The sequence below is a fragment of the Spirillospora sp. NPDC048911 genome, assembly GCF_043198015.1.
In the GTDB taxonomy this organism is placed as follows: domain Bacteria; phylum Actinomycetota; class Actinomycetes; order Streptosporangiales; family Streptosporangiaceae; genus Spirillospora.
In genome coordinates this window covers 73,636-94,726 of the sequence record NZ_JBICUD010000014.1, presented here as the reverse complement: position 1 = coordinate 94,726, position 21,091 = coordinate 73,636, and the positions used below count along the sequence as shown (strand labels likewise).

Here is a 21,091-nt window from a genome sequence, read left to right as displayed (position 1 = left end):
CGGGCCCGACCGGATCGGGCGCCGGTCCTAGGTCTACGGGACGAGGACGACCTTGCCCACCGTGCCCCGGCCGAGAAGTTCGGTATGCGCCCGTGCCGCCTCCCGCAGCGGAAAGCTCTGCACGGCGGGAACGAGCCGTCCCGCCGCGGCCTCGGTGAGGGCCTTCTCCTGCATGGCCCGCAGCCCGCCCGGCACGTTCACCAGCCGCGGTCCCAGCGCGACGGTGACCTCGGCCATCCGGTCGAACAGGTCCTTGGTGGTCAGCTCGGTCATCGACCCGGCGGACCAGCCGAACAGCAACATCCGCCCGCCGAATCCCAGAAGCTCGAACGCCTCGCGCCCCGGCGCGCCGCCGACCCCGTCGTAGACCAGCGTCACGGTCCGTCCGCCCAGCGCCTCCGCGACCTCCTTGGACCAGCCGGGCGCGCTGTAGTCGACCGCCACGTCCGCGCCCGCGGCCCGCACCCGCTCGACCTTCGCGGCCCCGCCCGCGACCCCGACGACGGTGGCCCCCGCCTGCCGGGCGGCCTGGACGAGCAGCAGCCCGACACCGCCCGCCGCCGCCGTCACCAGCACCACGTCGTCGGACGTGACCGCCCCGATGTGGTGGATGGCCAGCGCCGTCCGCCCCGTCCCCACCATCGCCACGGCGGCCCCGAAGTCGAGGCCGTCCGGCACCGGGAACAGCGCGTCCGCCTCCCGGACCGCCAGCTCGGCGTAACCCGCGTTGACCAGACCCAGATGAGTGACCACCCGCCGTCCCAGCCAGCTCTCGTCGACGCCGTCACCGACCTGGTCGACGACCCCGGCGACCTCGCGGCCGGGCGTGACGGGGAGGTCGGGCAGCGGGAACGGCAGGCCCTCGGCGTCCCCGGCCTGCACCGCCGTATCGAGCAGATGCACCCCGGCGGCTTTGACCGCGATCCGCACCTGACCCGGCCCCGCCGCCGGATCGCCGACCTCCTCGTAGCGCAGGTTCTCGGCCGGACCGAACTCGTGCAGTCGAATGGCGTACATAGTGATCAGCTCCTTCGTCGGTGACCACGACGCTACGAACGACCCGTCCCGCCTCGCCTCAGTCACGCGACTGGGATCGCCCACGAAAGGCACGGACCTGGACGGACCCAGTCATCCGACAGAGGCGACCGGGGGCAGACCGTTCCTAGCGTCACGGCCATGAAGAACGAACTGGCCATTGACGAACCACCGACCGCCGACCTCCCCATGCGCTGGGCGCCCGTAATGGTCGCCGCGCTCGCCATGTTGATGGTCACCCTGGAACTGAGCCTCTCCTCCGTGACGTTGCCCGCCATCGGTGCCGATCTGGACGTCGGATCGGGCGCGACCAAGTGGGTGATCCTGGCGTACGCGCTGCCGACGGCCGCACTGGCGATCCCGCTCGGCCGCTGGGTCGACCACGCCGACGCCCGGAAGGTCTTCCTGTACGCGGTGACCGGCGTCGCGATCTCCAGCGTCCTGGCCGCCGCCGCTCCCACCTTCTGGCTCCTGCTGATCGCCCGCGTCCTGCAAGGGATCCTCGGAGCGGCCGTCGCCGCCGTCTACATGCCGATCGTCGCCGCCTCCGTGCCGCCCGAACGGCGCGGCCGGGCCCTCGGCTACGTCGCGACGGTCATGCCTCTCGGGGCCATGGCGGGCACCTCGATCGGGGGCTTCATCGCCGACGGCCTCGGCTGGCGTCCCGTCTTCCTCCTCAAACTGCCGATCCTGGCGATCGTCCTATGGCTCGGCCACCGGACACTCCCACACAGCGAGAACGGCCTGCCTCGCCCCAGCCGCGCGCTGTACGCCGACACCCTGACCCTGGGCGGCGCCGTCACCGCCCTGCTCCTGGCCTTCGACCGCGTGGAGGACGACGCGTTCATCCTCGCCGCGACCCTCGCCGTCATCGCGATCGCCCTCGGCGCCTGGTGGACGCGCCTCCCGAGCTCACGCCCGATCCTCACGCTGTCTCGCCGTCCCGAGTTCGGCCTGCCGCTCCTGGGCCTCCTCCTGCTGGCCTCCTACATCGGCCTGACGCTCTTCCTCCTGCCCTTCTACGTGTCGGACGTCGTGGACGGCAGCCCGGCGATGATGGGCCTCGCCCTGATGTTCTTCGTCGGCGCCTTCGCGGCGGGCTCACCCCTCAGCGGCAACCTCGCCGACAGATTCCCCATCCGCCTGGTAGCCACCGCCGGAGCCGCGTTGAGCCTCACCGGGACGCTACTGACCCTGACCCTCACCTCAGACGCGAACGTCCTGGACCTGGCCTGGCGTCTCGCCCTGATCGGCCTGGGGCAGAGCCTGTTCAACATCCCCAACAACACCGCGATCCTGGCCGCGACCCCACCGGACATGATCGGCGCGGGCAGCGGCGTGAGCATGACCGTGCGCACCCTCGCGTTCACCGTCGGCCCGTCCCTGGCCGCGCTCGCCTACACCCTGGGCGGCTCGGGCGCCGCCGGCTTCCGCGCCGGCGTCATCCTCATCGCCGCCCTCCAAACCGCCGGCCTGCTGGCGGCCCTGGCGGCCCGGACAAGCGAACACGACGGATAACCCGTGCGCCTCCGTGGGCACGGGTTGTCCGTCGTCTTCGCTCGTATGGGCATCCGGTCCGGCTCCGCCGTCGGTGAGTCCGGCGTCTCAGCGGCGGGTGACGGTGCGGATCAGGGCCCGGGTCTCGGCGCGGCGGTTCCAGGCGATCACGGCGAAGATGACGCCGAAGACGGCGGGGAGGAAGGACAGCTCGGGGGCGTCCAGAGCGGTGCACTGGGCGATGATGGCGCCGATCATCACGCCGATCAGCCCGGTCGCGGCGGCGCCCGCCAGGCGGGGGATCAGCAGGGCGATGCCGCCGGCCAGCTCGACCGCGCCGGTGAAGTAGCGGAACCACTCGCCCCAGCCGATCTTGACGAAGGTCTCGACCGCGTCCTTCTGGCCGGCGAACTTCGGCAACGCCGAGACGATGACCAGGAACAGGCCGATGACGATCTGGAGGCCCCAGAGCACGCGGCGGGCGGTGCGGCGGTCGGTGGCGGGGGCGGTGGGGGCGAGGGTGGCGGCCATGGTCTTACTTCCCTTCGGGACGGGTCGGTGTCTCGAAGTGGTAGACCGGGCCGCCACCCGGAACTCATCGGTCCCGCGAAGAAATTTTCGCGCGCGGGTGACGAGGGCCTCTGATCAGGCGAAAGACGGCATGATCTCGTCGTGGATCAGGCGGAGCTGGGTGTCGACGTCGGCGACGCCGGGCACCTCGCGGCCCGTGAAGGACTTCACCAGCGAGCTGTCGGTGATGGCCAGGATCATGTGGTTGACGCCCGACGGCTCGATCTCGCGCTTGATCTTGGCGGTGACCTCGGCCGGGGTGCCCGCGAGCGACAGCTTCTCGGTGATGTCCGGGGTGGTCAGCTCGATGGCCTTGGCCAGGTCGCCGCCGCCGATCGCCTCGATGATGGGGGCGACGTCCTTGGGGCTCACGCCGTTGCGCTCGAGCTGCTCGTCGGGCATCGCGGAGGCGTAGAGGCCCACCATGCTGCGGGCGGCCTCCTTGGCGGCGGCCGAGTCGGGGCCGGTCGCGAAGACGACCCAGGCGCCGATGTCGAGCGACTGCCAGTCCTTGCCCGCGCGCTCCGCGCCGATGCGGACGTGCTTGACCGCGTAGTCGTACGCCTCGCGGGAGTACGACAGCGCGTGGTGCACACCGTCGGACAGCTCGCCGGCCGCCTCGAATGACTTGGGCCCGCGCATCGCGCCGATCTTGACCGGCAGGTGCTCCTGGACGGGGCGCGCGAAGGTGAACAGCCCGTCGTAGGAGTAGAACTCGCCGTCCCGGGTGATGGTGCCCTCGTCGAGCAGCGTGCGGACGACCTCGACGGCCTCCTTCACGCGGGTGAGCGGCTTGGTCTTCGTCCAGTCGATCTTGTACTGGGCGAGCACGCCGAAGTTGCCGCTGCCCAGCACGACCTCGGCGCGGCCGTTGGTGAGCTCGTCCAGCGTCGCGGCGGCCTGCGCGATCAGCGTCGGCTCGCGGAGCGTCACCGCGGACACGCTCGGGCCGAGGCGGATCTGCGAGGTCTGCGCGGCGGCGGCCGCGAACAGCAGCCACAGGTCCTTGTGCCACGGCTCGTCGGCCGCGTAGCAGGCGTAGAAGCCGAGCTCGTCGGCGAGCTTGATCGAGGCGAGAGACTCCGTGAGCGGGTAGTCCGGGAGCATTGCGTAGCTGAACTTCATTGGTCTCCTAGGTCATGCCCTTGCGAATATGAGGGGAAGCTGGGCGGCTCGGACGTCCTCCTGGCGGTCTCCTCTCAGCCCTTGATCCAGGTCAGCCCTTGATCTGGGTCCAGGCCTCGGCCCACTTCTCGTAGTCGAGGCACTCGTTGCCGCGGTCGTCGCCGCAGTCGGCCACCGGCGTCCGCCAGAACGCGATGCGCCGGTAGAACGCGGCGTCGCCGACCTGGAAGTTCTCGCAGAACCCGGCGGCGGTGAACCGGCACGCCTTCGGGTTGGCGGGTGCCTCACCGAAGTACTGCGCGACCTGTGCCTGGACGCGCGCCGAGGTGACCCAGTTCATCCACCGGTACATGCAGTTCGGGTTCTGGGCCTTCGACGAGATCATCCAGGTGTCCGACCAGCCGGTCGCGCCCTCAGCGGGGAGCGTGGTGGCCACCGGCGCCTTCTGGTCCTTGGCCACGTTGGCGATCACCTGCCACGTGGTGCCCGCGTGGTTGTCGCCGCTCTTGAACGACTGGACCTCGTCGAGGTAGTTGTGCCAGTACTGGTTGATGTTGGGGCGCTGCTTCTTGAGCAGGTCGACGGCCGCGTCGAACTGCTTGCGGTCCAGCGCGTAGACGTCCTTGATGCCGAGGTCGGGCCGGTGCGTCTTGAGATAGAGCGCGGCGTCGGCGATGTAGATGGGGGAGTCGTAGGCGGCGATGTGACCGGCGGCGGGCGAACGTTCGTCCCAGACGACGTTCCACGACGTGGGCCTCAGCGGGAACTTGTCGGTCCGGTACATCAGCAGGTTCGCGCCGTAGCCGTGCGGCGCCCCGTACATCTGGCCCTTCAGCGAGTTGTACGGCTGGTTCTTGAGGTAGTTCGCGATGTCGCCGTAGTTGGCGAGCAGGCCGGTGTTGACCGGCGCGACGTCGCCGCCGTAGATGAGCCGCAGGCTCGCGTCGCCGGACGCCGAGACGCCGTCGTAGCGGCCGGTCTTCATCAGCGCGACCATCGAGTCCGAGGTGTCGGCGATCTTCGCGTTGACCCTGCAACCGGTCGCCCGCTGGAACGGGGTGACCCAGTCGGCGGTCTTGTCGTTCGAGCCGTTCTCGGCGTAGCCCGCCCACACGACCAGGTTCAGCCGGCCCTCGCCCGGCCCGATCTCCTGCTGGACCGGGATCGCGGGTGCGGACGCCTCCCCCTTGTCGTCGCCGCCGCTACAGGCGGCGGCCGTCGCGACGGTGAGGACGGCGGTCAGGGCGGCGAGAACGGGGCGTACCGAGCTGACGTTGATCACGATCGTGGGATTGTAGAGGTACAGAGGGTGGTCATGTACTCCGATCCCCCCGTTCTCGTATGCATCGCCAAAATTCTCGACATTAGGCTCATATAGAGCGCGTATAGATCGCTTCCAGTAGTACCCTCTCCTGGGTTCGTCGCTATCCGTCACCAACTGAAAGCCTTCCGCTGTGCGTACAAGGGGCCGCCGAGTGGGTTCGGAAGCAGGTCATCGCCGTATCCGGTCGGGACGACCGGGGCGGTTCAGGTCCGTCCGTTTCAAGGTCGTGGCACTGGTGCTGGTGTCACTGGTGTCACTGAGCGCGCTGTGGGCGTTCGCCGCCAGCCTGACCTTGGGCGACGGGTTGAACCTGCGGAAGGTCGACACCGTCCACGACCACTTCGGCTACCCGTCCGGCGCGCTCGGCAGCGCGCTGCAGGCCGAACGCCGGCTGTCCGCCGTCTTCCTCGGCAGCGGCACGGCGGGCGACCAGGCGGCGATGGAGTCCGGCCGGCTGGTCACCGACCGCCAGGCCGAGTTGTTCCGCCGGCTGGCCGGTGACAAGAAGGCCCAGGACGCCGCCTCCGCCCAGGCCAAGCGGCTGGCGGGCCGGATCGTCCAGCAGCTGGACGGGCTCGCGGCGACGCGGGCGGCGATCGAGCGCAAGCGCATGACGCGGTCGCAGTCGTTCAGCAACTACACCGCCCTGGTCACCGACCTCGGCACGCTGCAGGGCTCGCTGTCCACGCTGAGCAACGCCGACGTGGCGCGGGACGCGCGCAACCAGGTCGCGCTCGTCCGCGCGCGGGAGATGCTCTCCCAGGAGGACGCGCTGCTGGCGGGCGCGCTCGCGGCGGGCCGCGTGACCCAGCTGGAACGTGCCGAGTTCAGCCGGATGGTCGGCGCCCAGCGCACCCTCTACAACCTCGCCGCCCCGGAGCTGACCGACGCCGACCGGGCCTACCTGCAGCGGATCACGGGCATGCCGGAGTACACCCGGTTGCGCCAGCTGGAGGACCGGTTCGCCGGGCAGAGCCGCGGCAGGCCGGAGGCGGGCACGGACGTGCTGTGGAAGACCACGGCCGACTCCAACCTCACCCGGCTGCGCGGCCTGGAGCTCTCCCTCGCGGCGGCCGCCGAGCGCCGCGCCGACCCGATCTCGGACCGCATCATGCTGCGCCTCGTCGTCGCCGGCGCGCTCGGCCTCGTCGCGGTCATCGTGTCGATCGTGCTGGCGATCTGGGTCGCCCGGTCGGTCATCCGCGACCTGTCCGGCCTGCGCCGGGAGGCGCTCGACCTCGCCGACGTCCGGCTGCCCCGGGTGATCCGGCGGCTCCGCCGCGGCGAGGAGGTCGACGTCGCCGCCGAGGCGCCGCCGCTGGCGTTCGGCACCGCCGAGATCGACCAGGTGGGTCAGGCGTTCAACGCGGCGCGGCGCACCGCCATCCAGGGCGCGGTCGAAGAGGCCGCACTGCGCCGCAGCATCAACGACGTCTTCGTGAACCTGGCCCGTCGCAGCCAGGCACTCCTGCACCGCCAGCTGGGCCTGCTCGACTCGATGGAACGGCGGGTCAGCGATCCGGAGGACCTTGAGGACCTCTTCCGCGTCGACCACCTGGCCGCCCGCATGCGCCGCCACGCCGAAGGTCTGATCATCCTCTCCGGCCAGGCGCCCGGCCGCGCCTGGCGCAACCCGGTGGCGGTCATGGACGTCGCCCGCGCCGCCGCCTCCGAGGTCGAGGACTACACGCGGGTGAACGTCGCCCCGATGTCGCGTGCCGCCGTGACCGGCATCGCCGTCGCCGACATCGTCCACCTGCTCGCCGAGCTCATCGAGAACGCCGCGATCTTCTCGCCGCCGCACACGACCGTCCAGGTGACCGGGCAGCAGGCCGCCCGCGGCTTCATCGTCGAAATCGACGACCGCGGCCTCGGCATGACGCCCGAGGCGCTGGCCGCCGCCAACGAGCGGCTCGCGTCCCCGGGCGAGTTCGACCTGTCCGACTCCGCGCAGCTCGGCCTGTTCGTGGTCGGCCGCCTGGCCAGGCGGCACAACGTCAAGGTCTCGCTGCGCCTGTCCCCGTACGGCGGCACGACGGCGATCGTCCTGCTGCCCACCGACATCGTCGCGGCGGGCGAGAACGCGGAGCTCGACGCGGGACCGGCCGCCCTGACCCGCCGCGCCGAGGACGCGCGGATCCCGGTCGGCGCGCTGCACGACTTCCGGCAGGGGACGGGGCCGCTCCCCGAACTCGGCGCCGGGCCGGCCCCGATCCCGGCCTCGGCGGAGCCGCCCGCCCCGACGGATATGCCGGTCATGGGCGGTTCGGTGGTGCGGCTGCCGCTGGGAAACGGCTCCTCGCCCACGGCGTCCCCGCCGTCCTCGACGCCCCCGCCGCTGGTGCACCAGGCGCCGCCGCCCACCGGGCCGCCGGTCACCTCGGTGCCGCCCCCCGTGTTCGACGAGCGCATGCCGGTGCTGGTGCCGCCCGAGTCGGTCATGCCGCCGTCGGAGCCGCCCGGGGAACGGCCCGAGCTGCCGACCCGCCGCAAGGCGCCGGGCGACTCCGGCAACGGCGGCCGGCCCGCCCTGCCGCAGCGCGTCCGCCAGGCGAACCTGGCGCCGCAGCTGCGCAAGGACGCCGGGAACACCGGCGAGCAGACCCTCCCGCCCGAGCCCCGGACCGAACGATCGCCCGAGGAGCTCCGGTCGATGATGTCGTCCATCCAGCTGGGTTCCCGGCGCGGGCGCGCCGAGCCGGTGGAGGGCGGCGAGGAGTCGTGATCAGGTGATGACCGGACCCGGGAACGAATGGTTCGACGAGGAGGCCGGTCCCCTCGTGCGCTCGTACGCGCTGACGCGCGGCCGGGCGCGCCCGGTCACCCGCGAGGGCTTCGAGATGATGGCCGTCGTCGAGACCCGGGGCCGCCCGGCCTACGGCCAGCAGGGGATCGGGCCCGAGCACCTGGCCATCCTGGAACTGTGCGTGCGGCCCCTGCCCGTCGCGGAGATCTCCGGCCACATGCACCTCCCGCTGGTGGTCGTCAGAGTGCTCCTCGGCGACCTGCTCGATCAGGGCCTCATCGGTGTCCTGCGCCCCCGGCGCGAAGAAACCGCCGTCAACGACGGGACCGTCAGCGAACAACTGCTCAGGGAAGTACTCCATGGACTCGAAGCCCTCTGAAACGGTCCCGTACCCGGTGAAGATCCTGGTGGCGGGCGGCTTCGGGGTCGGGAAGACGACGCTCGTCGGCAGCGTCAGCGAGATCCGGCCGTTGCAGACCGAGGAACTGCTCACCGAGCAGAGCATCGGCGTCGACGACACCTCCGGCGTGGAACGCAAGACCACGACGACCGTCGCCATGGACTTCGGCCGCATCACGCTCAGCGAGCGGCTCATCCTCTACTTGTTCGGCACGCCGGGCCAGGATCGGTTCTGGTTCATGTGGGACGAGCTGGCCGAGGGCGCCCTCGGCGCGGTCGTGCTCGCCGACACGCGCCGGCTGTCGGACTGCTTCCCGGCGGTCGACTACTTCGAGCGCCGCGGGCTGCCGTTCATCATCGGCGTGAACTGCTTCGACGACGGCTTCGACTACACCGCCGACGAGATCTCGGGAGCGCTGGACCTGAGCGAGGACATCCCGGTGATCCTCTGCGACGTGCGCAGCCGGGAGTCGGGCAAGCAGGTCCTCACCACGCTCGTCCGCCACGTCATCGGCCGCCAAGCCGCCAAGCGCGCCGCCGAGGCGGCAACCTCCGGCTGACCCTCGCGTAAGGACGACGACCGCGTGCGTGATGAACCACGTCCGGACGTGAACGGCGACGGCCCGCGTTCCGCCGGGGGAGGCGGACGCGGGCCGTCGTGGCCGTGCCGGTCAGACGAGCTCGGGGGCGGGCTCGCGCTTCTCCAGGGCCGGGCCGCCCTGCTCGGCGGCGCGGTCGGCCGGGCTCTTGAGCGGCACCTGCTTGACGAACCAGGTCGCGGCGAAGGCCAGGACGCCGAGGACCGTCGCCATCAGGAACACCTGGTGCGTGCCGGACGCGACCGCCTGCTCGTACACGTTGCGCACGGCGCCGGGCAGCTTGACGAGCGCGTCATTGTTGAGCTGCGCGTTCTCGCCCGAGGCGGCGGCCATGCCGTGGCCGGCCATGACGTCCTGCACCCGGCCGTTGAACAGGGCGCCCGCGATGGCCACGCCGATCGAGCCGCCGATCGTCCGGGACAGGGTGGCGGTGGACGAGGCGACGCCGATGTCCTTCAGCTCGACGCTCTGCATCGTGACGATCATGGTGGTCTGCATCAGGCAGCCCATCCCGGCGCCGAGGAAGGCCATGAAGACCATCGACATCGGACGGCTCGTCCCGGTGTCCATCGTGGAGAGCAGGAACACCCCGGTGGTGACCAGCACGCTGCCGACGATGATGATCGGCTTGTAGTTGCCGGTCCGGGTGATGAACGGGCCGGCGAAGGCGTTGATGAGCACCATCGAGAGGAAGACCGGCATCATCAGGATCCCGGCGTTGGTGGCCGAGGCTCCCTGCACCGCCTGCTGGAAGAGAGGCAGGAACGTCATCGCCCCGAACATCATGACGCCGAGCATGAAGCCGATCAGCGTCACCAGGGTGAAGTTGCGGTTGCGGAACAGCCCGAGCGGCAGCACCGGCTCGGCGGCCCGGCGCTCGACGAACAGGAACGCGGCGCCCGCGGTCACGGCCAGCACGCCGAGCCCGATGATGGTGGCCGAGTCCCAGGCGTACTCGCTGCCGCCCCACGTGGTGGCCAGCACGAGCGACGCGATCGCGGTACCGAGCAGCGCCACGCCGAGGTGGTCGATGCGCGCCTCGCTGCGCTGCTTGGGCAGGTGCAGCACGGTCGCGACCATGACGAGGGCGAGGGCGCCCAGCGGCAGGTTCACGTAGAAGCACCAGCGCCAGCTCAGGTTGTCGGTGATGAAACCGCCGATCAGCGGGCCGCCGATCATGGTCAGGCCCATCACCGCCGAGATCATGCCCTGGTACTTGCCCTGCTCGCTCGGCGGGAAGAGGCTGGCGATCAGCGCGAACGCGCCGACCATCAGCCCGCCGCCGCCGAGGCCCTGGACGGCACGGAAGGCGATCAGCTGGGTCATGTCCTGGGAGACTCCCGCGAGCATCGATCCAATGAGGAAGATGACGATCGATGTGAGGAAGACGCCCTTGCGGCCGTACATGTCGCCGAGCTTGCCCCAGACGGGGGTCGAGACGGCGGTGGCCAGGGTGTAGGCGGTGACCACCCACGACAAGTGCGACATGCCGCCGAGGTCGCCGACGATGGTGGGCATCGCGGTGCCGAGGATGAGGTTGTCGAGGGAGGCCAGCATCATGGCGATCAACACGGCGCCCAGGACGACGTACTGGTTCCTGGCCTTGGGCGGTGTCTCTGTGGCGGTCGGCTCGCCAGTCATGGTCATCAGCTCCTGGGGGGAAGGGGCCGGACGAAACTTACTTGCCGCCCGGCTAGTTATCTGAGGAGACCGTACGACGCTAACTAGCCGGGCGTCAAGTAAGTTAGAGTCAGACCTTGGACCTAGGCCCACGAGGAAGGGAGCGTGCCGTGGCCAAGACCCAGACCCGCCGCAAGGACACGCGCCAGCGCATCCAGGACACGGCACTGGAGCTGTTCCTCGAGCACGGCTACGAGAAGACGTCCCTGCGCGAGATCGCCGAGCGCCTGGACGTCACCAAGGCGGCGCTCTACTACCACTTCAAGACCAAGGAGGACATCGTCCTCAGCCTCTTCGACCGGCTCGGCACGTCGCTCGACGAGCTGATCGAGTGGGCCGAGGGAGAGTCGCGCACCCTGGAGATCCGGCGTGCGCTGCTGAGCCGCCTGAACGGGGTGCTCACCGACAACGCGTCGCTCTTCCGCTTCCTGCAGGAGAACCAGGCGGCGCTGCGCGACATGCGCCCGGCCAGCGACTTCAGGGACCGGATGAAGTCGCTGGGAGGCCTCATGGCCGATCCCGAAGCGGACATGATCGGGCGCATCCGGTCGATCAGCGCGCTCTTCACCGTCTACTTCGGCGGTTTCGCGCTGACCGACATGGAGGGGACGATGAAGGAGAAGCGGGCCGCCCTCCTCCAGGTCGCCGACGAGATCCTCACGGCGGCCCACGACCAGGAGCCCGGCGAGCCCGCCTGACGCTCGGCTAGCGGGACCTCGGCGGCCGGATGCGGTGGGTGAGCCGGAACATGTCGCGGGGGTCGTACGCCGCCTTCAGCTCGGCGAGCCGCCGATAATCCTCCGGCTCGTACGCGGCGCGCACCTCGTCCTCGGTCGCGTTGTCGCCGAAGAGGAAGTTGAGGTGACGGCCGCCCGTCGCCCACGGCTTCATCGCGTCGATGAAGGCGCCGTGGACGGGCTCGGGAGCGCCCGGGGTCCCCGAAGGGTCGAGCTTGGTCAGGAGCCCGACGAGATATTGCGCACCACGGTTGCCGACCGCGCTCGGGATCGCGGGCGTCGCGGAGAGTGCCCCGCCAAGATGCCGCACCTCGACAATGGCCCGTACGGGAGCATCCCCTCCGGTGGTGCGTGGGCCGGCGAGGTTGAGGACGGCTTGAACCGCCTCCACGGTCAGCTCGTCCATGAGCACGTGGCTGGAACGGTAGGCCATCGGCTGGTCCGGCTCGTTGTGGATGGTCGCGTTCTTCGCATACGGCATCGTGTCGACCGAGTCGATGAGGCGCGGTCCGATGGCGCGCAACGGTGCGACGAGGCGTTCACCTTCGGCGGCATCACCGGCGTAGGCGATCCGGATGTGCGCGACATGGCGGCCGCGGAACACCTCAGGGATCTGCGGCACGTCCGGGAACGGCATCAGCGCGATCGACGAGGTCATCTCGTCGGGGACGCCGGCCGACCACTCCCGGAACGTCCGCAGGGCCTCCGCCGCGAGATCGGTGCCGAAGTAGAGGCCACCGCCGTAGATCGTGCCGACCGGCAGCAGCTCGATCTCCATCCCGGTCACGACGCCGAAGTTGCCGCGCCCGCCCCGCAGCGCCCACCGCCGCCTGGACGTCGGCGGCGGAGGCCGCCGCGACGATCAGCTCCGGCCGGTGCGGCCCGGCGAGCTGGTAGCCGATGCGCTCCCCGTCGTAGGCGTCGTCGTCGGCCGGATCACCTCGCCGTCCACGCGTGCGACCAGTGCCTCGAAGCCGTTCATGCTGTTTCCCCTCAACCGACGTGCCTTGCGATATCTACCCTGCCGTCCGGTTTCTCAGAAGTCCAAGAGATAGATCTTCTTGCTGTTAGCATCCTTGGTTATGGAGCTCCGGCAGCTCGAATATCTCGTGGCCGTGACCGAGGAGGCGAGCTTCACCCGCGCCGCCGCCCGGCTGCACGTCGCCCAGCCCGGTGTGAGCGCCCAGATCCGCCAGCTTGAACGCGAGCTCGGCCAGCCGCTGCTCGACCGCTCCGGCCGCACGGTGCGGCCGACCGAGGCGGGCACCGCTGTGCTGCCCTACGCGCGGGCGGCCCTGGCCGCGGTCGCCGGGGCGCGGCTCGTGGTGGACGAGCTGACCGGCCTGGTCCGCGGGCATGTCACCGTCGGGGTGATCGAATGGATGAAGATCCTCGACCTGCCCGGGCTGCTCGCCGACTTCCACCGGGACCATCCGCAGGTCGAGATCACCCTGTCCGAGGCCCGCGCCGCCGACATGATCGACGCGCTCCGCACCGGCCGGCTCGACCTGGGCTTCATCGCCATGGGCGCGGAGCCGCCGGAGGGCCTGGAGACCCAGATCATCCTGGAGCAGGTCGTGGTCGCCGCCGTCGCGCTCGACGATCCCCTGGCCCGCCGTGACACGGTTCCGCTGACCGCCCTGCGGGACCGCCCGCTCATCTGCCTCCCGAGGGGCACCGGGTTGCGGGCGATCCTCGATGACGCCTGCGCCGCCGCGGGCTTCGCGCCCAACATCGCGTTCGAGATCGGCGATCCGCCGATGCTGGCGCAACTCGCCGCGCGCGGGCTCGGAGTGGCGGTCCTCCCCAAGTCGGCCACGCTCGCCTACCAGGACGAGTTGCGGGCGATCGAGATCACGCGGCCCCGGATGATCGGACGAATCGCGCTCGCCTGGAGGGCTGCGGGCCCGACCGGCCCGGCGGCGCGGGCACTGATCGATCTGGCCCGCACGCGCATGCCCGCCCCGGGATGACCGGCGAGCCCGTGCGGCTGCGGCCCCTCAGCCTGGTGGACGAGGGCGACGACGTCCTGGTCGGCGATCCGGAGACGGGCACGTTCGTGGCGATGCCCAAGGTCGGCGGGGTTGTGATCGCCGCTCTCCAGCGCGGGGCGACGCCGGAGGAGGCGGGCCGGGAGGCGGCGGCGTTCGCCGGGGAGCCGGTCGACATGGACGACTTCGTGGCCACGCTGCGAGAACTCGGCTTCGTGGCCGAGGGAGAGGCGGCCGGGCAAGAGGCGGCCGAGGGAGAATTGGCCCAGGCGGCAGTCGCGGCCGGGTCGGCTAGCGCGGCTGGGTCGGTTCGGCTCGGCGGCCTGGTGCGTGTGTTGTTCGGGCGGACGGCATGGGTGGTCTACGCGGCATGCGCCCTGTTCAACGTGGGTGTGCTCGTCGGGGTCCCTTCGATGCGCCCTGACCCGGCCGAGGACGCGTTCGTCTTCGATGACATCGGCCGCAGCATCCTCTTCCTGTATCCGTTCACTCTCGCCGTGATGGCCGTCCACGAGGTCTGGCACTGGCTGGCGGCGCGGGCGGCGGGCGTGCCCGCTCGCTTCGGCGTTGACCGGCGCATGGTGTTCATGGTCTTCGAGACCGATCTCTCGCACCTGTGGGCGGTGCCGCGCGGGCGGCGGTTCGGCCCGCTGCTGGCCGGGATGGCCTTCGACTCCGTCGTGCTCGCGTGCCTGCTGGCGGTGCGGCTCGCGGCGGGCTCAGATCTTCCGCCGGTCGCCCGCTCGCTCGCCGCCGCGTGGTCGTTCGTTCTCGTGTCTCAGCTTTTGTGGCAGTGCATGCTCTTCCTGCGCACGGACCTGTACGCGGTGTTCATCACGGCGGCCGGATGCCGCAACCTCTGGCGGGTGAAGACCTTGCTGCTGCGGCGGGCCTTCGGGCGGCTCGGTGCGGCGGAGGCCGGGGAGCTGGACGCGGCCGATCCCCGGGACGTCCGGGTGGGGTCGTGGTTCCGGTGGTTGTGGCTGGCGGGGTTCGCCGCCGTCGCCGCCTGGGTGCTGGCGTTCGTGCTGCCCACGGTGCCGCCGGTCGTCGAGTGGACGGCGGACGGCATCAGCGGGCCGCCGCTGGACGGGACGTTCTGGTACGCGCTCGTCTGCGCCGCGTTCTTCTTCGGGCCCTGGTTCGTCGTGCTGGCGGTGGCGATCCGGGGGATGGATCTTCGGCGCGTTGTGAGGCATGATCGTTCTTCGTAGGCGTAGCCCACCTCGAGAGGAGCCTCCCATGAAGATCGAGGTCAAGAAGGTAGAGCCGATCAAGGCCACCAGCGGCGCTTCCAACCAGTAGTCCACCGACCCTCGGGGACGGCGCGGCGAGCTTTCTCGCCGGGCCGTCCCCGTTGTCATGGAGGGTCGTCTTGGAGGACCCGTGCTCGTCGCGCTGAAGGAATGTGTGTGGGAGCCGCTCGGCGACGAGCTGGTGGTCGTCGCCGATCCCCGGGAGGCCATCACGCTGGCCGATCCGGGCGGGCAGGTCGCCGCGCTGCTGACCGAGCTCCGCCGCGCGCCGCGTACCGCGCGGGAACTCGCTGGCGCGCTCGCGGACCGAGGGTTCGCGCTGACCGAAGAGGACGTTCGGGAGGGGCTCGACGGGCTGGCCTCCCTCGGTCTGCTGGAGGACGCCGGCCAGAGCACGCTCGGCGACCCGGCGCTCGACGCACGCCACTCGTCCAACCTGTCGTTCTTCGGCTCGTTCGCCGACCTCGAACGATCGCGCGCGGAGTACGTGCGGCGGCTCCGGGAGTCGCACGTCCTCATGCTGGGCGTGGGCGGCGGCGGCTCGCAGATCGTGCCGTGCCTGGCGGGGCTCGGCGTGGGCGCGATGACGCTGGTGGACCACGACGTCGTCCAGCCGCGCAACTTCAGTCGCCAATTCCTCTACCGGCACGCCGACCTCGGGCGGTCGAAGGTGGAGCGGGCGGCCGAGTGGGTCCGCGAGTACGACCCGGACATCGAGGTGCGCACGGTCGACCGCTGGATCGCGGGCGTCGAGGACCTCCGCGACCTGACCGCGGGGATCGACGTGATGGCCGGCGGCCTGGACGGGGAGCGGGGTTCGCACCTCTGGCTGAACGAGACGGCGGTACGGGCCGGGATCCCGCTCGTGACCGGCGGCATGATGCGGACCCAGCTGATCTACTGCTCGATCGATCCGGGCAAGAGCGCGTGCCTGCGATGCCATGAGCGGGCGCTGCCCGGCCCGGCGGAGCGGACGACGGCGGGCGCCGCCCAGCGGCTCGTCCGGGACAGGCCGTTCACCAACGCGCTCATCGGGCCGCTGACCATGCAGTTCGGCTCGCTCGTGGCCTACGAGGCGCTGCGCTACCTGACCGGCTTCGAACCGCCGCGCGCGGCCGGGGCGTACGTCGTGCTCGACCTTCACACCGGGCTCGTCCCCGAATGGCAGCCCATCGACAGGGACCCCTCCTGCCCGGTGTGCTCCTGATCAGCCGCCCACTCCACCTGGCCCCCCGCCTGGCCGCCTCATCCGGACGCGTCGTCCAGGCGGCTGAGCGCGGGGTTGCGGACCTGCTGGAAGATCACCGAGGTACGGAAACCGGCGATCTCCTTCCGCTTGCTGAGCCGGTCGAGCAGGAACGAGTGCAGGTAGTCGAGGTCGCGCACGCCCACGTGCAGCAGGAAGTCGTCGCCGCCCGCCACGACGAAGACGCTGATCACCTCCGGCAGGCCCGAGGCGAACTCCTTGAACGTGTTGATGACCGACCGGTTGAGCGGCCGCACCTGGATCGACACCAATGCCTGCACACCGCGGTTGAGCGCGGCGAGGTCGATGTCGGCGTGGTAGCCGCGGATCACGCCGCGCCGGGTGAGTGACCGGACCCGTTCCAGGCAGGTGGACGGCGCGATCCCGAGCCGTCTGGCCAGCTCTCGGTTGGACTGCCGAGCATCCGTTTGGAGAAGGCGCACGATCTCCGTATCAAGTTCGTCCATGACCGGATTATGCCCGCTTCTTCTGGACAAACGTTCATCTGGATCGCTGCTTCCCCGTTCAGATGGCTACATTCAGCGCATCGAGCTGATCGTATGAAGGGGGGCGGCGGTGGCGGTGACGACGAAGCCGAGTCCGCGGAGCAGGACCGGAATCGGCCTGGGGGAGGGCACGGCGCTCTTGGTGGGCTCCGTCCTGGGGCCGGGCGTGCTGGCGCTGCCTCACCTCGCGGCGGCGGCCGCCGGACCGGCGTCGGTGCTGGCGTGGGCGGCGTTGCTGGCGCTCAGCGTGCCGGTGGCGGCGACGTTCGCGGTGCTGGGCACGCGCTTCCCCGACGGCGGCGGGGCGGCGACCTTCGTGGCCCGCGCCTTCGGACCCCGTGCCGGCGCCGTGGCCGGGTGGTGGTTCTTCGCCGCGGTGCCCGTCGGCACGCTGGCCGGCGGCCTGATCGGCGGCGAGTACGTGGCCGCCTCGGTCGGCGGGGGCCGGGCGACGGCGGTGGCGGTGGCGTGCGGCCTGCTGCTCCTCGCGTTCGCCGCCAACCGCGCGGGCCTGCGCATGTCGGGACGGCTGCAGCTCGTGCTGGTCGTCGCGCTGGCGGCCCTGCTGGTGACCGCGATCCTCGTCGCCGGACCTCGCACCGACCCGGCCAACTTCACCCCCTTCGCCCCGCACGGCGGGATGGGCGTCGTGCACGCCGCCGGGGTGCTGTTCTTCGCGTTCGCCGGATGGGAGGCGGTCAGCCACCTGTCGGCGGACTTCAAGCAGGGACGGCTCCTGCAGCGCGCGACCACGCTCACCCTGGTCATCGTCGGCGTCCTCTATCTCGGCCTGGCCGTGACCGTGACCGGTGTCCTCGGCGACCGCGCCGCCACCTCGGCGGTCCCGCTGGCCCTGCTCCTGGAGGAGGGTTTCGGGGCGGCGGCCCGTCCGATCACCGCCGTCGTGGCGCTCGTGCTGAGCTTCATCGCGATCAACACCTACGTCGCCGGCGGTGCCAGGCTCGGCGCGGCGCTGGCCCGGGACCGGACGCTGCCCCGGTGGTTCGCCCGTGGGGCCGGGCCCGGCCAGGTGCCGCGCCGCAGCCTGGGGCTGCTGGCAGGGGTGACCGCGATCGTCGCGGTGCCGGTGGTGGGGAGCGGACTCGACCTGGACGCGCTGATGAGGGCCACCGCGGCCTGCCTGGCCGCGGTGACCGTGCTCGCCATGGCCGCCGCCGTCCGGCTGCTCACCGGCCGCGCCCGCGCGATCGCCCTGGCCGCCGCGAGCTTCACGGCGGTGGTCGTCGTCTCCTGCGGCGTCTTCCTGCTCATCCCCGCGCTGCTCGCGACCGTGGGGCTGAGAAGGCCCCGCCAGGCGCAGTCCGGCCAGGTACGGCCCGGCCAGGCACAACCCGAGCCATGTCCCGCGCGATGACGGTTCCGGAAAGCCGATTCGAGTCGGTCAAGAATGGAGAAGCCAGGGAAGGTGAGCCGCCCATAGCGTGATCGGTATGGAGGTCGGGCCGGGTCCGGCCCTCGGACCTCCGGCACGGCGCTCACAGAGGAGAACGGCTCATGCAAGCTCGTATGAAGAACCCGGCGATGGTCCTGCCCGGCGCGATGACGGCGATCCAGGACCTCTACAAGGCGACGTACACGGGCGGCGTCCCGCAGACGACGCTGGAGCTGCTGCACCTGCGCGCCAGCCAGATCAACGGATGCAGCGCGTGCGTCGACGCCGGGGCCAAGAGCGCGCGGAAGGCGGGGGAGACCGACGAGCGGCTGTTCGCGGTCGCGGCCTGGCGCGAGTCGCCCTACTTCAGCGACGCCGAACGCGCCGCGCTGGCGCTCGCCGAGTCGGCCACCCGGCTCGCCGACGACCTCAACGGCGTCCCGGACGAGATCTGGGACGCCGCGGCCGCGCACTACACCGAAGAGCAGCTGGCGGCCATCGTGCTCATGATCGGCATCACCAACCTCTTCAACCGGCTCAACGCCACCACCCGGCAGGTCGCCGGAGCGTGGGGCTGAGACCACGTGCCCGAACTGCCCGTCTGGCCTGCCGGAGCCGCGGCCGTGCTGACCACCCTCGACGCGGACGGGCCCTATGCGAATCCCGTCGCCGAGCCGGTCCGGGCCGGTGCGGACTCGATCCTGCTGAGCCTGGACCGCACCCGGGACGACCTCGGCCGGCTGGGGGCCCACCCGCGGGTCGCGCTCCTGGTCTGCTGGGAGGACGGGGGGTTCACGGCCCGCGGCACGGCCCGGGTGGTGGCACGATCGATGGGTGGGGACCCCGACCACACCGCCGTCGAGATCCTTGTCGAGGCCGTCGACGACCTTCAGCGTGAAGGCGCGGTGGACGGACGTGCGACCGCGCTCCGGCAGCTCGTCGCGATACGCCGCCGCTGCCGGGCCGCGGCGTCCTGACCGGAGGGAGAACCATGTTGTTCCGGGCCACCGTCGAACCGTCCGGCAACGCCACGGCCGTGCAGGTACCGGCCGAGGTGCTCGACGCCCTCGGCGGTGGCAAGCGGCCGCCGGTCATCATCACGGTCAACGGGCACACCTGGCGCAGCCGCGTCGCCGCCATGCGCGGCCGGTCGCTCATCGGCATCAGCGCGGCGAACCGGGCCGGTGCGGGGATCGAGCCGGGCGACGAGATCGAGATGGACGTGCGGCTCGACACCGAGCCGCGCGTCGTCGTGGAACCGCCGGACTTCGCCGCCGCGCTCGACGGCGATCCGGCGGCCCGCGCCGTGTACGACCGGCTGGCCTACAGCCACAAGCGGCAGCACGTGCGCGCGATCGAGGACGCCAAGACCCCGGCGACCCGCCAGCGGCGCATCGCCAAGGCCATCGACACGATCCTCAACATCTGACCGATCACCGGCCAGTAGGACCAGCCCGTCGAAGCTCGTCCACGGCACGCCGACGGCCTGTCCACGGCTCGTCCAGGGGCCGCCGACGGCTCGTCCAGGCGCGCGTGTGGCTCGTTCATGGCTCGTTGGCGGGCCCTCGGTGGCTTGTCAGAGGCCGTATTCCTCCAGCAGGCGCAGCCAGATCTCGCTGACGGTGGGGAACGACGGGACGGCGTGCCACAGCTTGTCGAGCGGGACCTCGGCGGTGACGGCGATCGTGGCCGCGTGGACGAGCTCGGCGACGCCCGGACCCGCGAACGTCACGCCGAGCAGCACCTTGCGCCGCTCGTCGACGACCGCCTTGGCCCGGCCCTTGTAGCCGTCGCCCAGCAGGTAGGCGCCGCTGACGTTGGCGAGGTCGTACTCGACGACCCGTACGTCGAAGCCCTCGTCCCGGGCGGCGGCCTCGGTGCGGCCCACGGCCGCGACCTGCGGGTCGGTGAAGACCACCTGCGGCACGCCGTAGCCGTCGGCCGTGTCGCGCAGTGCGGGGCGGTCGTCGGCCTCGCCCTTGGCGCGCGCCGCGATGACGTCGCCGCAGACACGGGCCTGGTATTTGCCCATGTGGGTGAGCAGGCTGCGGCCGTTGAGGTCGCCGACCGCGTACAGCCACTCGTTGCCGGGGACGCGCATGCTGTCGTCCACCTCGACCGGGCCCTTGCCGCCGAGGCCGGCGACGTCGAGCCCGAGGCCGTCGGTGGCCGGGCGGCGTCCGGTGGCCACCAGCAGCTCGTCGGCCTCGACCTTCGACCCGTCCGAAAGGTGCACGGTGACCGTGCCGTCCGGGCCCCGCTCGACGCGCTGCGCCTCGGTGTCGAACCGCACGTCGATCCCGCTCTCGCGGAACGAGTCGGCCAGCAGCTTTCCGGCGAACGGCTCGACACGGCCCAGGAGCTGATCGCCCCGGACGAGGAGCGTCGTCTCGTTCGCACCGAGCGCGTGCAGGGCCTGGGCCATCTCGCACGCCACCACGCCGCCACCGAGCACGACCAGGCGGGCGGGCACCTCGCGCACGGTCGTGGCGTCCCGGCTGAACCACGGCTTGGCCTCGGCCAGCCCCTCGATCGGCGGGACGATCGGCACGCTGCCGGTGGCCAGCGCCACCGCGTGCCGGGCGCGGACGACGGTGACCGTGCCGTCGGCCGCGGTGACCGTCACCTCGCGTTCGCCGGTGAGGCCGCCCCGGCCGCGCAGCAACGTCGCGGGCAGCTTCGTGATCCACTCCGCCTGGCCGCTGTCGTCGAGATGGGAGTTCGCCTCGTCCCGGCGGGCCAGCACCGCGGCCACGTCCACCGGGCCCAGCTCCAGCCCCGGGACGCGCGAGACCTCGCCGACCAGGTCCATCGGCCGCAGCAGCGCCTTGCTCGGGATGCACGCGTAGTAGGAGCACTCGCCGCCGGCGAGGTGATCCTCGACGACGACGCAGGTCAGACCCGCGCGAACCACGCAGTCGGCCACGTTCTCACCGGCTGGGCCGGCACCTACAACGACAACGTCGGTCTCTAGATCGGCCATACGG

20 protein-coding genes are annotated in these 21,091 nt (G+C 71.3%); 12 read left to right on the top strand and 8 right to left on the bottom strand.

Going from position 1 to position 21,091, the window contains the following annotated elements; genetic code table 11:
• Positions 1-33: 33 nt before the first annotated feature.
• Complete coding sequence (locus tag ACGFNU_RS45070; protein WP_392602837.1) at positions 34-1,017, bottom strand: zinc-binding dehydrogenase; 984 nt, start codon at positions 1,015-1,017, stop codon at positions 34-36.
• A 159-nt stretch (positions 1,018-1,176) separates the two neighbouring features.
• Here ACGFNU_RS45070 and ACGFNU_RS45065 point away from each other — a divergent pair, with 159 nt between their 5' ends.
• Positions 1,177-2,553: an MFS transporter gene (locus tag ACGFNU_RS45065; RefSeq protein ID WP_392602836.1), complete on the top strand. Its 1,377-nt coding sequence runs from the start codon at positions 1,177-1,179 to the stop codon at positions 2,551-2,553.
• Positions 2,554-2,640: 87 nt separating this feature from the next.
• On the opposite strand, the gene ACGFNU_RS45060 is transcribed toward ACGFNU_RS45065, so the two are convergent.
• The 3 genes from ACGFNU_RS45060 to ACGFNU_RS45050 all read right to left on the bottom strand — a co-directional run bounded on the left by ACGFNU_RS45060 (position 2,641) and on the right by ACGFNU_RS45050 (position 5,509).
• A complete protein-coding gene (locus ACGFNU_RS45060) occupies positions 2,641-3,063 on the bottom strand; it encodes a DoxX family protein (protein WP_392602835.1) in 423 nt (140 codons plus the stop codon).
• Between the two features lie 114 nt (positions 3,064-3,177).
• Positions 3,178-4,227: an LLM class flavin-dependent oxidoreductase gene (locus ACGFNU_RS45055; RefSeq protein ID WP_392602834.1), complete on the bottom strand. Its 1,050-nt coding sequence runs from the start codon at positions 4,225-4,227 to the stop codon at positions 3,178-3,180.
• A gap of 91 nt (positions 4,228-4,318) precedes the next feature.
• Positions 4,319-5,509, bottom strand: a complete 1,191-nt coding sequence (locus ACGFNU_RS45050; RefSeq protein WP_392602833.1) for an ABC transporter substrate-binding protein — start codon at positions 5,507-5,509, stop codon at positions 4,319-4,321.
• Positions 5,510-5,777: 268 nt separating this feature from the next.
• On the opposite strand from ACGFNU_RS45050, the gene ACGFNU_RS45045 reads away from it, so the two are divergent.
• The 3 genes from ACGFNU_RS45045 to ACGFNU_RS45035 are packed head-to-tail and all read left to right on the top strand — an operon-like array spanning position 5,778 to position 9,256.
• Positions 5,778-8,276 (top strand): nitrate- and nitrite sensing domain-containing protein, encoded by a 2,499-nt coding sequence (locus ACGFNU_RS45045; RefSeq protein ID WP_392602832.1) that lies wholly within the window; start codon positions 5,778-5,780, stop codon positions 8,274-8,276.
• A 7-nt stretch (positions 8,277-8,283) separates the two neighbouring features.
• On the top strand, positions 8,284-8,676 hold the full coding sequence (locus ACGFNU_RS45040) for a DUF742 domain-containing protein (RefSeq protein ID WP_392602831.1): 393 nt from the start codon (positions 8,284-8,286) through the stop codon (positions 8,674-8,676).
• Positions 8,657-9,256 (top strand): ATP/GTP-binding protein, encoded by a 600-nt coding sequence (locus tag ACGFNU_RS45035; protein WP_392602830.1) that lies wholly within the window; start codon positions 8,657-8,659, stop codon positions 9,254-9,256. The genes ACGFNU_RS45040 and ACGFNU_RS45035 overlap by 20 nt, the downstream gene beginning before the upstream one ends.
• A 111-nt stretch (positions 9,257-9,367) precedes the next feature.
• Here the strand turns inward: ACGFNU_RS45035 and ACGFNU_RS45030 are convergent, their stop codons facing one another.
• Positions 9,368-10,936, bottom strand: a complete 1,569-nt coding sequence (locus ACGFNU_RS45030; protein WP_392602828.1) for a DHA2 family efflux MFS transporter permease subunit — start codon at positions 10,934-10,936, stop codon at positions 9,368-9,370.
• Positions 10,937-11,085: 149 nt separating this feature from the next.
• Here ACGFNU_RS45030 and ACGFNU_RS45025 point away from each other — a divergent pair, with 149 nt between their 5' ends.
• Positions 11,086-11,673 (top strand): TetR/AcrR family transcriptional regulator, encoded by a 588-nt coding sequence (locus tag ACGFNU_RS45025; protein WP_392602827.1) that lies wholly within the window; start codon positions 11,086-11,088, stop codon positions 11,671-11,673.
• A gap of 7 nt (positions 11,674-11,680) precedes the next feature.
• On the opposite strand, the gene ACGFNU_RS45020 is transcribed toward ACGFNU_RS45025, so the two are convergent.
• Positions 11,681-12,490 (bottom strand): BBE domain-containing protein, encoded by an 810-nt coding sequence (locus ACGFNU_RS45020; RefSeq protein ID WP_392603007.1) that lies wholly within the window; start codon positions 12,488-12,490, stop codon positions 11,681-11,683.
• A 304-nt stretch (positions 12,491-12,794) separates the two neighbouring features.
• Between ACGFNU_RS45020 and ACGFNU_RS45015 the strand changes: the two genes are divergently transcribed.
• The 3 genes from ACGFNU_RS45015 (at position 12,795) to ACGFNU_RS45005 (ending at position 16,166) form a co-directional block, all read left to right on the top strand.
• The gene (locus tag ACGFNU_RS45015) at positions 12,795-13,685 is read left to right on the top strand and encodes a LysR family transcriptional regulator (protein ID WP_392602826.1); all 891 of its coding nucleotides are present in this window, start codon (positions 12,795-12,797) and stop codon (positions 13,683-13,685) included.
• Positions 13,682-14,917 carry a hypothetical protein gene (locus ACGFNU_RS45010; RefSeq protein WP_392602825.1) on the top strand — a complete coding sequence of 412 codons (1,236 nt, stop codon included), beginning with the start codon at positions 13,682-13,684 and terminating at the stop codon, positions 14,915-14,917. Before ACGFNU_RS45015 ends, ACGFNU_RS45010 begins: the two co-directional genes overlap by 4 nt.
• Positions 14,918-15,089: 172 nt before the next feature.
• The gene (locus ACGFNU_RS45005; RefSeq protein WP_392602824.1) at positions 15,090-16,166 is read left to right on the top strand and encodes a HesA/MoeB/ThiF family protein; all 1,077 of its coding nucleotides are present in this window, start codon (positions 15,090-15,092) and stop codon (positions 16,164-16,166) included.
• 38 nt (positions 16,167-16,204) lie between these two features.
• Here the strand turns inward: ACGFNU_RS45005 and ACGFNU_RS45000 are convergent, their stop codons facing one another.
• Positions 16,205-16,672 carry an Lrp/AsnC family transcriptional regulator gene (locus ACGFNU_RS45000; RefSeq protein ID WP_392602823.1) on the bottom strand — a complete coding sequence of 156 codons (468 nt, stop codon included), beginning with the start codon at positions 16,670-16,672 and terminating at the stop codon, positions 16,205-16,207.
• Between the two features lie 109 nt (positions 16,673-16,781).
• On the opposite strand from ACGFNU_RS45000, the gene ACGFNU_RS44995 reads away from it, so the two are divergent.
• From ACGFNU_RS44995 to ACGFNU_RS44980, 4 genes are all read left to right on the top strand, one after another.
• On the top strand, positions 16,782-18,086 hold the full coding sequence (locus tag ACGFNU_RS44995; protein WP_392602822.1) for an APC family permease: 1,305 nt from the start codon (positions 16,782-16,784) through the stop codon (positions 18,084-18,086).
• A gap of 140 nt (positions 18,087-18,226) precedes the next feature.
• A complete protein-coding gene (locus tag ACGFNU_RS44990; RefSeq protein WP_392602821.1) occupies positions 18,227-18,682 on the top strand; it encodes a carboxymuconolactone decarboxylase family protein in 456 nt (151 codons plus the stop codon).
• 6 nt (positions 18,683-18,688) lie between these two features.
• Positions 18,689-19,081, top strand: coding sequence for a pyridoxamine 5'-phosphate oxidase family protein (locus ACGFNU_RS44985; protein ID WP_392602820.1), 393 nt, complete (start codon positions 18,689-18,691; stop codon positions 19,079-19,081).
• A gap of 14 nt (positions 19,082-19,095) precedes the next feature.
• Positions 19,096-19,533, top strand: coding sequence for a YdeI/OmpD-associated family protein (locus ACGFNU_RS44980; RefSeq protein ID WP_392602819.1), 438 nt, complete (start codon positions 19,096-19,098; stop codon positions 19,531-19,533).
• Positions 19,534-19,680: 147 nt separating this feature from the next.
• Here the strand turns inward: ACGFNU_RS44980 and ACGFNU_RS44975 are convergent, their stop codons facing one another.
• Positions 19,681-21,087 (bottom strand): dihydrolipoyl dehydrogenase family protein, encoded by a 1,407-nt coding sequence (locus ACGFNU_RS44975; RefSeq protein ID WP_392602818.1) that lies wholly within the window; start codon positions 21,085-21,087, stop codon positions 19,681-19,683.
• Between the last annotated feature and the right edge of the window lie 4 nt (positions 21,088-21,091).

What these genes read in the sequence shown, in the direction of transcription:
- ACGFNU_RS45065 (WP_392602836.1), top strand. Translation starts at nt 1,177, where the DNA reads ATGAAGAACGAACTGGCCATTGACGAACCACCGACCGCCGACCTCCCC.
- ACGFNU_RS45055 (WP_392602834.1), bottom strand. Translation starts at nt 4,227, where the DNA reads ATGAAGTTCAGCTACGCAATGCTCCCGGACTACCCGCTCACGGAGTCT.
- ACGFNU_RS44975 (WP_392602818.1), bottom strand. Translation starts at nt 21,087, where the DNA reads ATGGCCGATCTAGAGACCGACGTTGTCGTTGTAGGTGCCGGCCCAGCC.
- ACGFNU_RS45035 (WP_392602830.1), top strand. Translation starts at nt 8,657, where the DNA reads ATGGACTCGAAGCCCTCTGAAACGGTCCCGTACCCGGTGAAGATCCTG.
- ACGFNU_RS45030 (WP_392602828.1), bottom strand. Translation starts at nt 10,936, where the DNA reads ATGACTGGCGAGCCGACCGCCACAGAGACACCGCCCAAGGCCAGGAAC.
- ACGFNU_RS44980 (WP_392602819.1), top strand. Translation starts at nt 19,096, where the DNA reads ATGTTGTTCCGGGCCACCGTCGAACCGTCCGGCAACGCCACGGCCGTG.
- ACGFNU_RS45060 (WP_392602835.1), bottom strand. Translation starts at nt 3,063, where the DNA reads ATGGCCGCCACCCTCGCCCCCACCGCCCCCGCCACCGACCGCCGCACC.
- ACGFNU_RS45070 (WP_392602837.1), bottom strand. Translation starts at nt 1,017, where the DNA reads ATGTACGCCATTCGACTGCACGAGTTCGGTCCGGCCGAGAACCTGCGC.
- ACGFNU_RS45020 (WP_392603007.1), bottom strand. Translation starts at nt 12,490, where the DNA reads ATGGAGATCGAGCTGCTGCCGGTCGGCACGATCTACGGCGGTGGCCTC.
- ACGFNU_RS45040 (WP_392602831.1), top strand. Translation starts at nt 8,284, where the DNA reads ATGACCGGACCCGGGAACGAATGGTTCGACGAGGAGGCCGGTCCCCTC.
- ACGFNU_RS44990 (WP_392602821.1), top strand. Translation starts at nt 18,227, where the DNA reads ATGCAAGCTCGTATGAAGAACCCGGCGATGGTCCTGCCCGGCGCGATG.
- ACGFNU_RS45015 (WP_392602826.1), top strand. Translation starts at nt 12,795, where the DNA reads ATGGAGCTCCGGCAGCTCGAATATCTCGTGGCCGTGACCGAGGAGGCG.
- ACGFNU_RS45010 (WP_392602825.1), top strand. Translation starts at nt 13,682, where the DNA reads ATGACCGGCGAGCCCGTGCGGCTGCGGCCCCTCAGCCTGGTGGACGAG.
- ACGFNU_RS45000 (WP_392602823.1), bottom strand. Translation starts at nt 16,672, where the DNA reads ATGGACGAACTTGATACGGAGATCGTGCGCCTTCTCCAAACGGATGCT.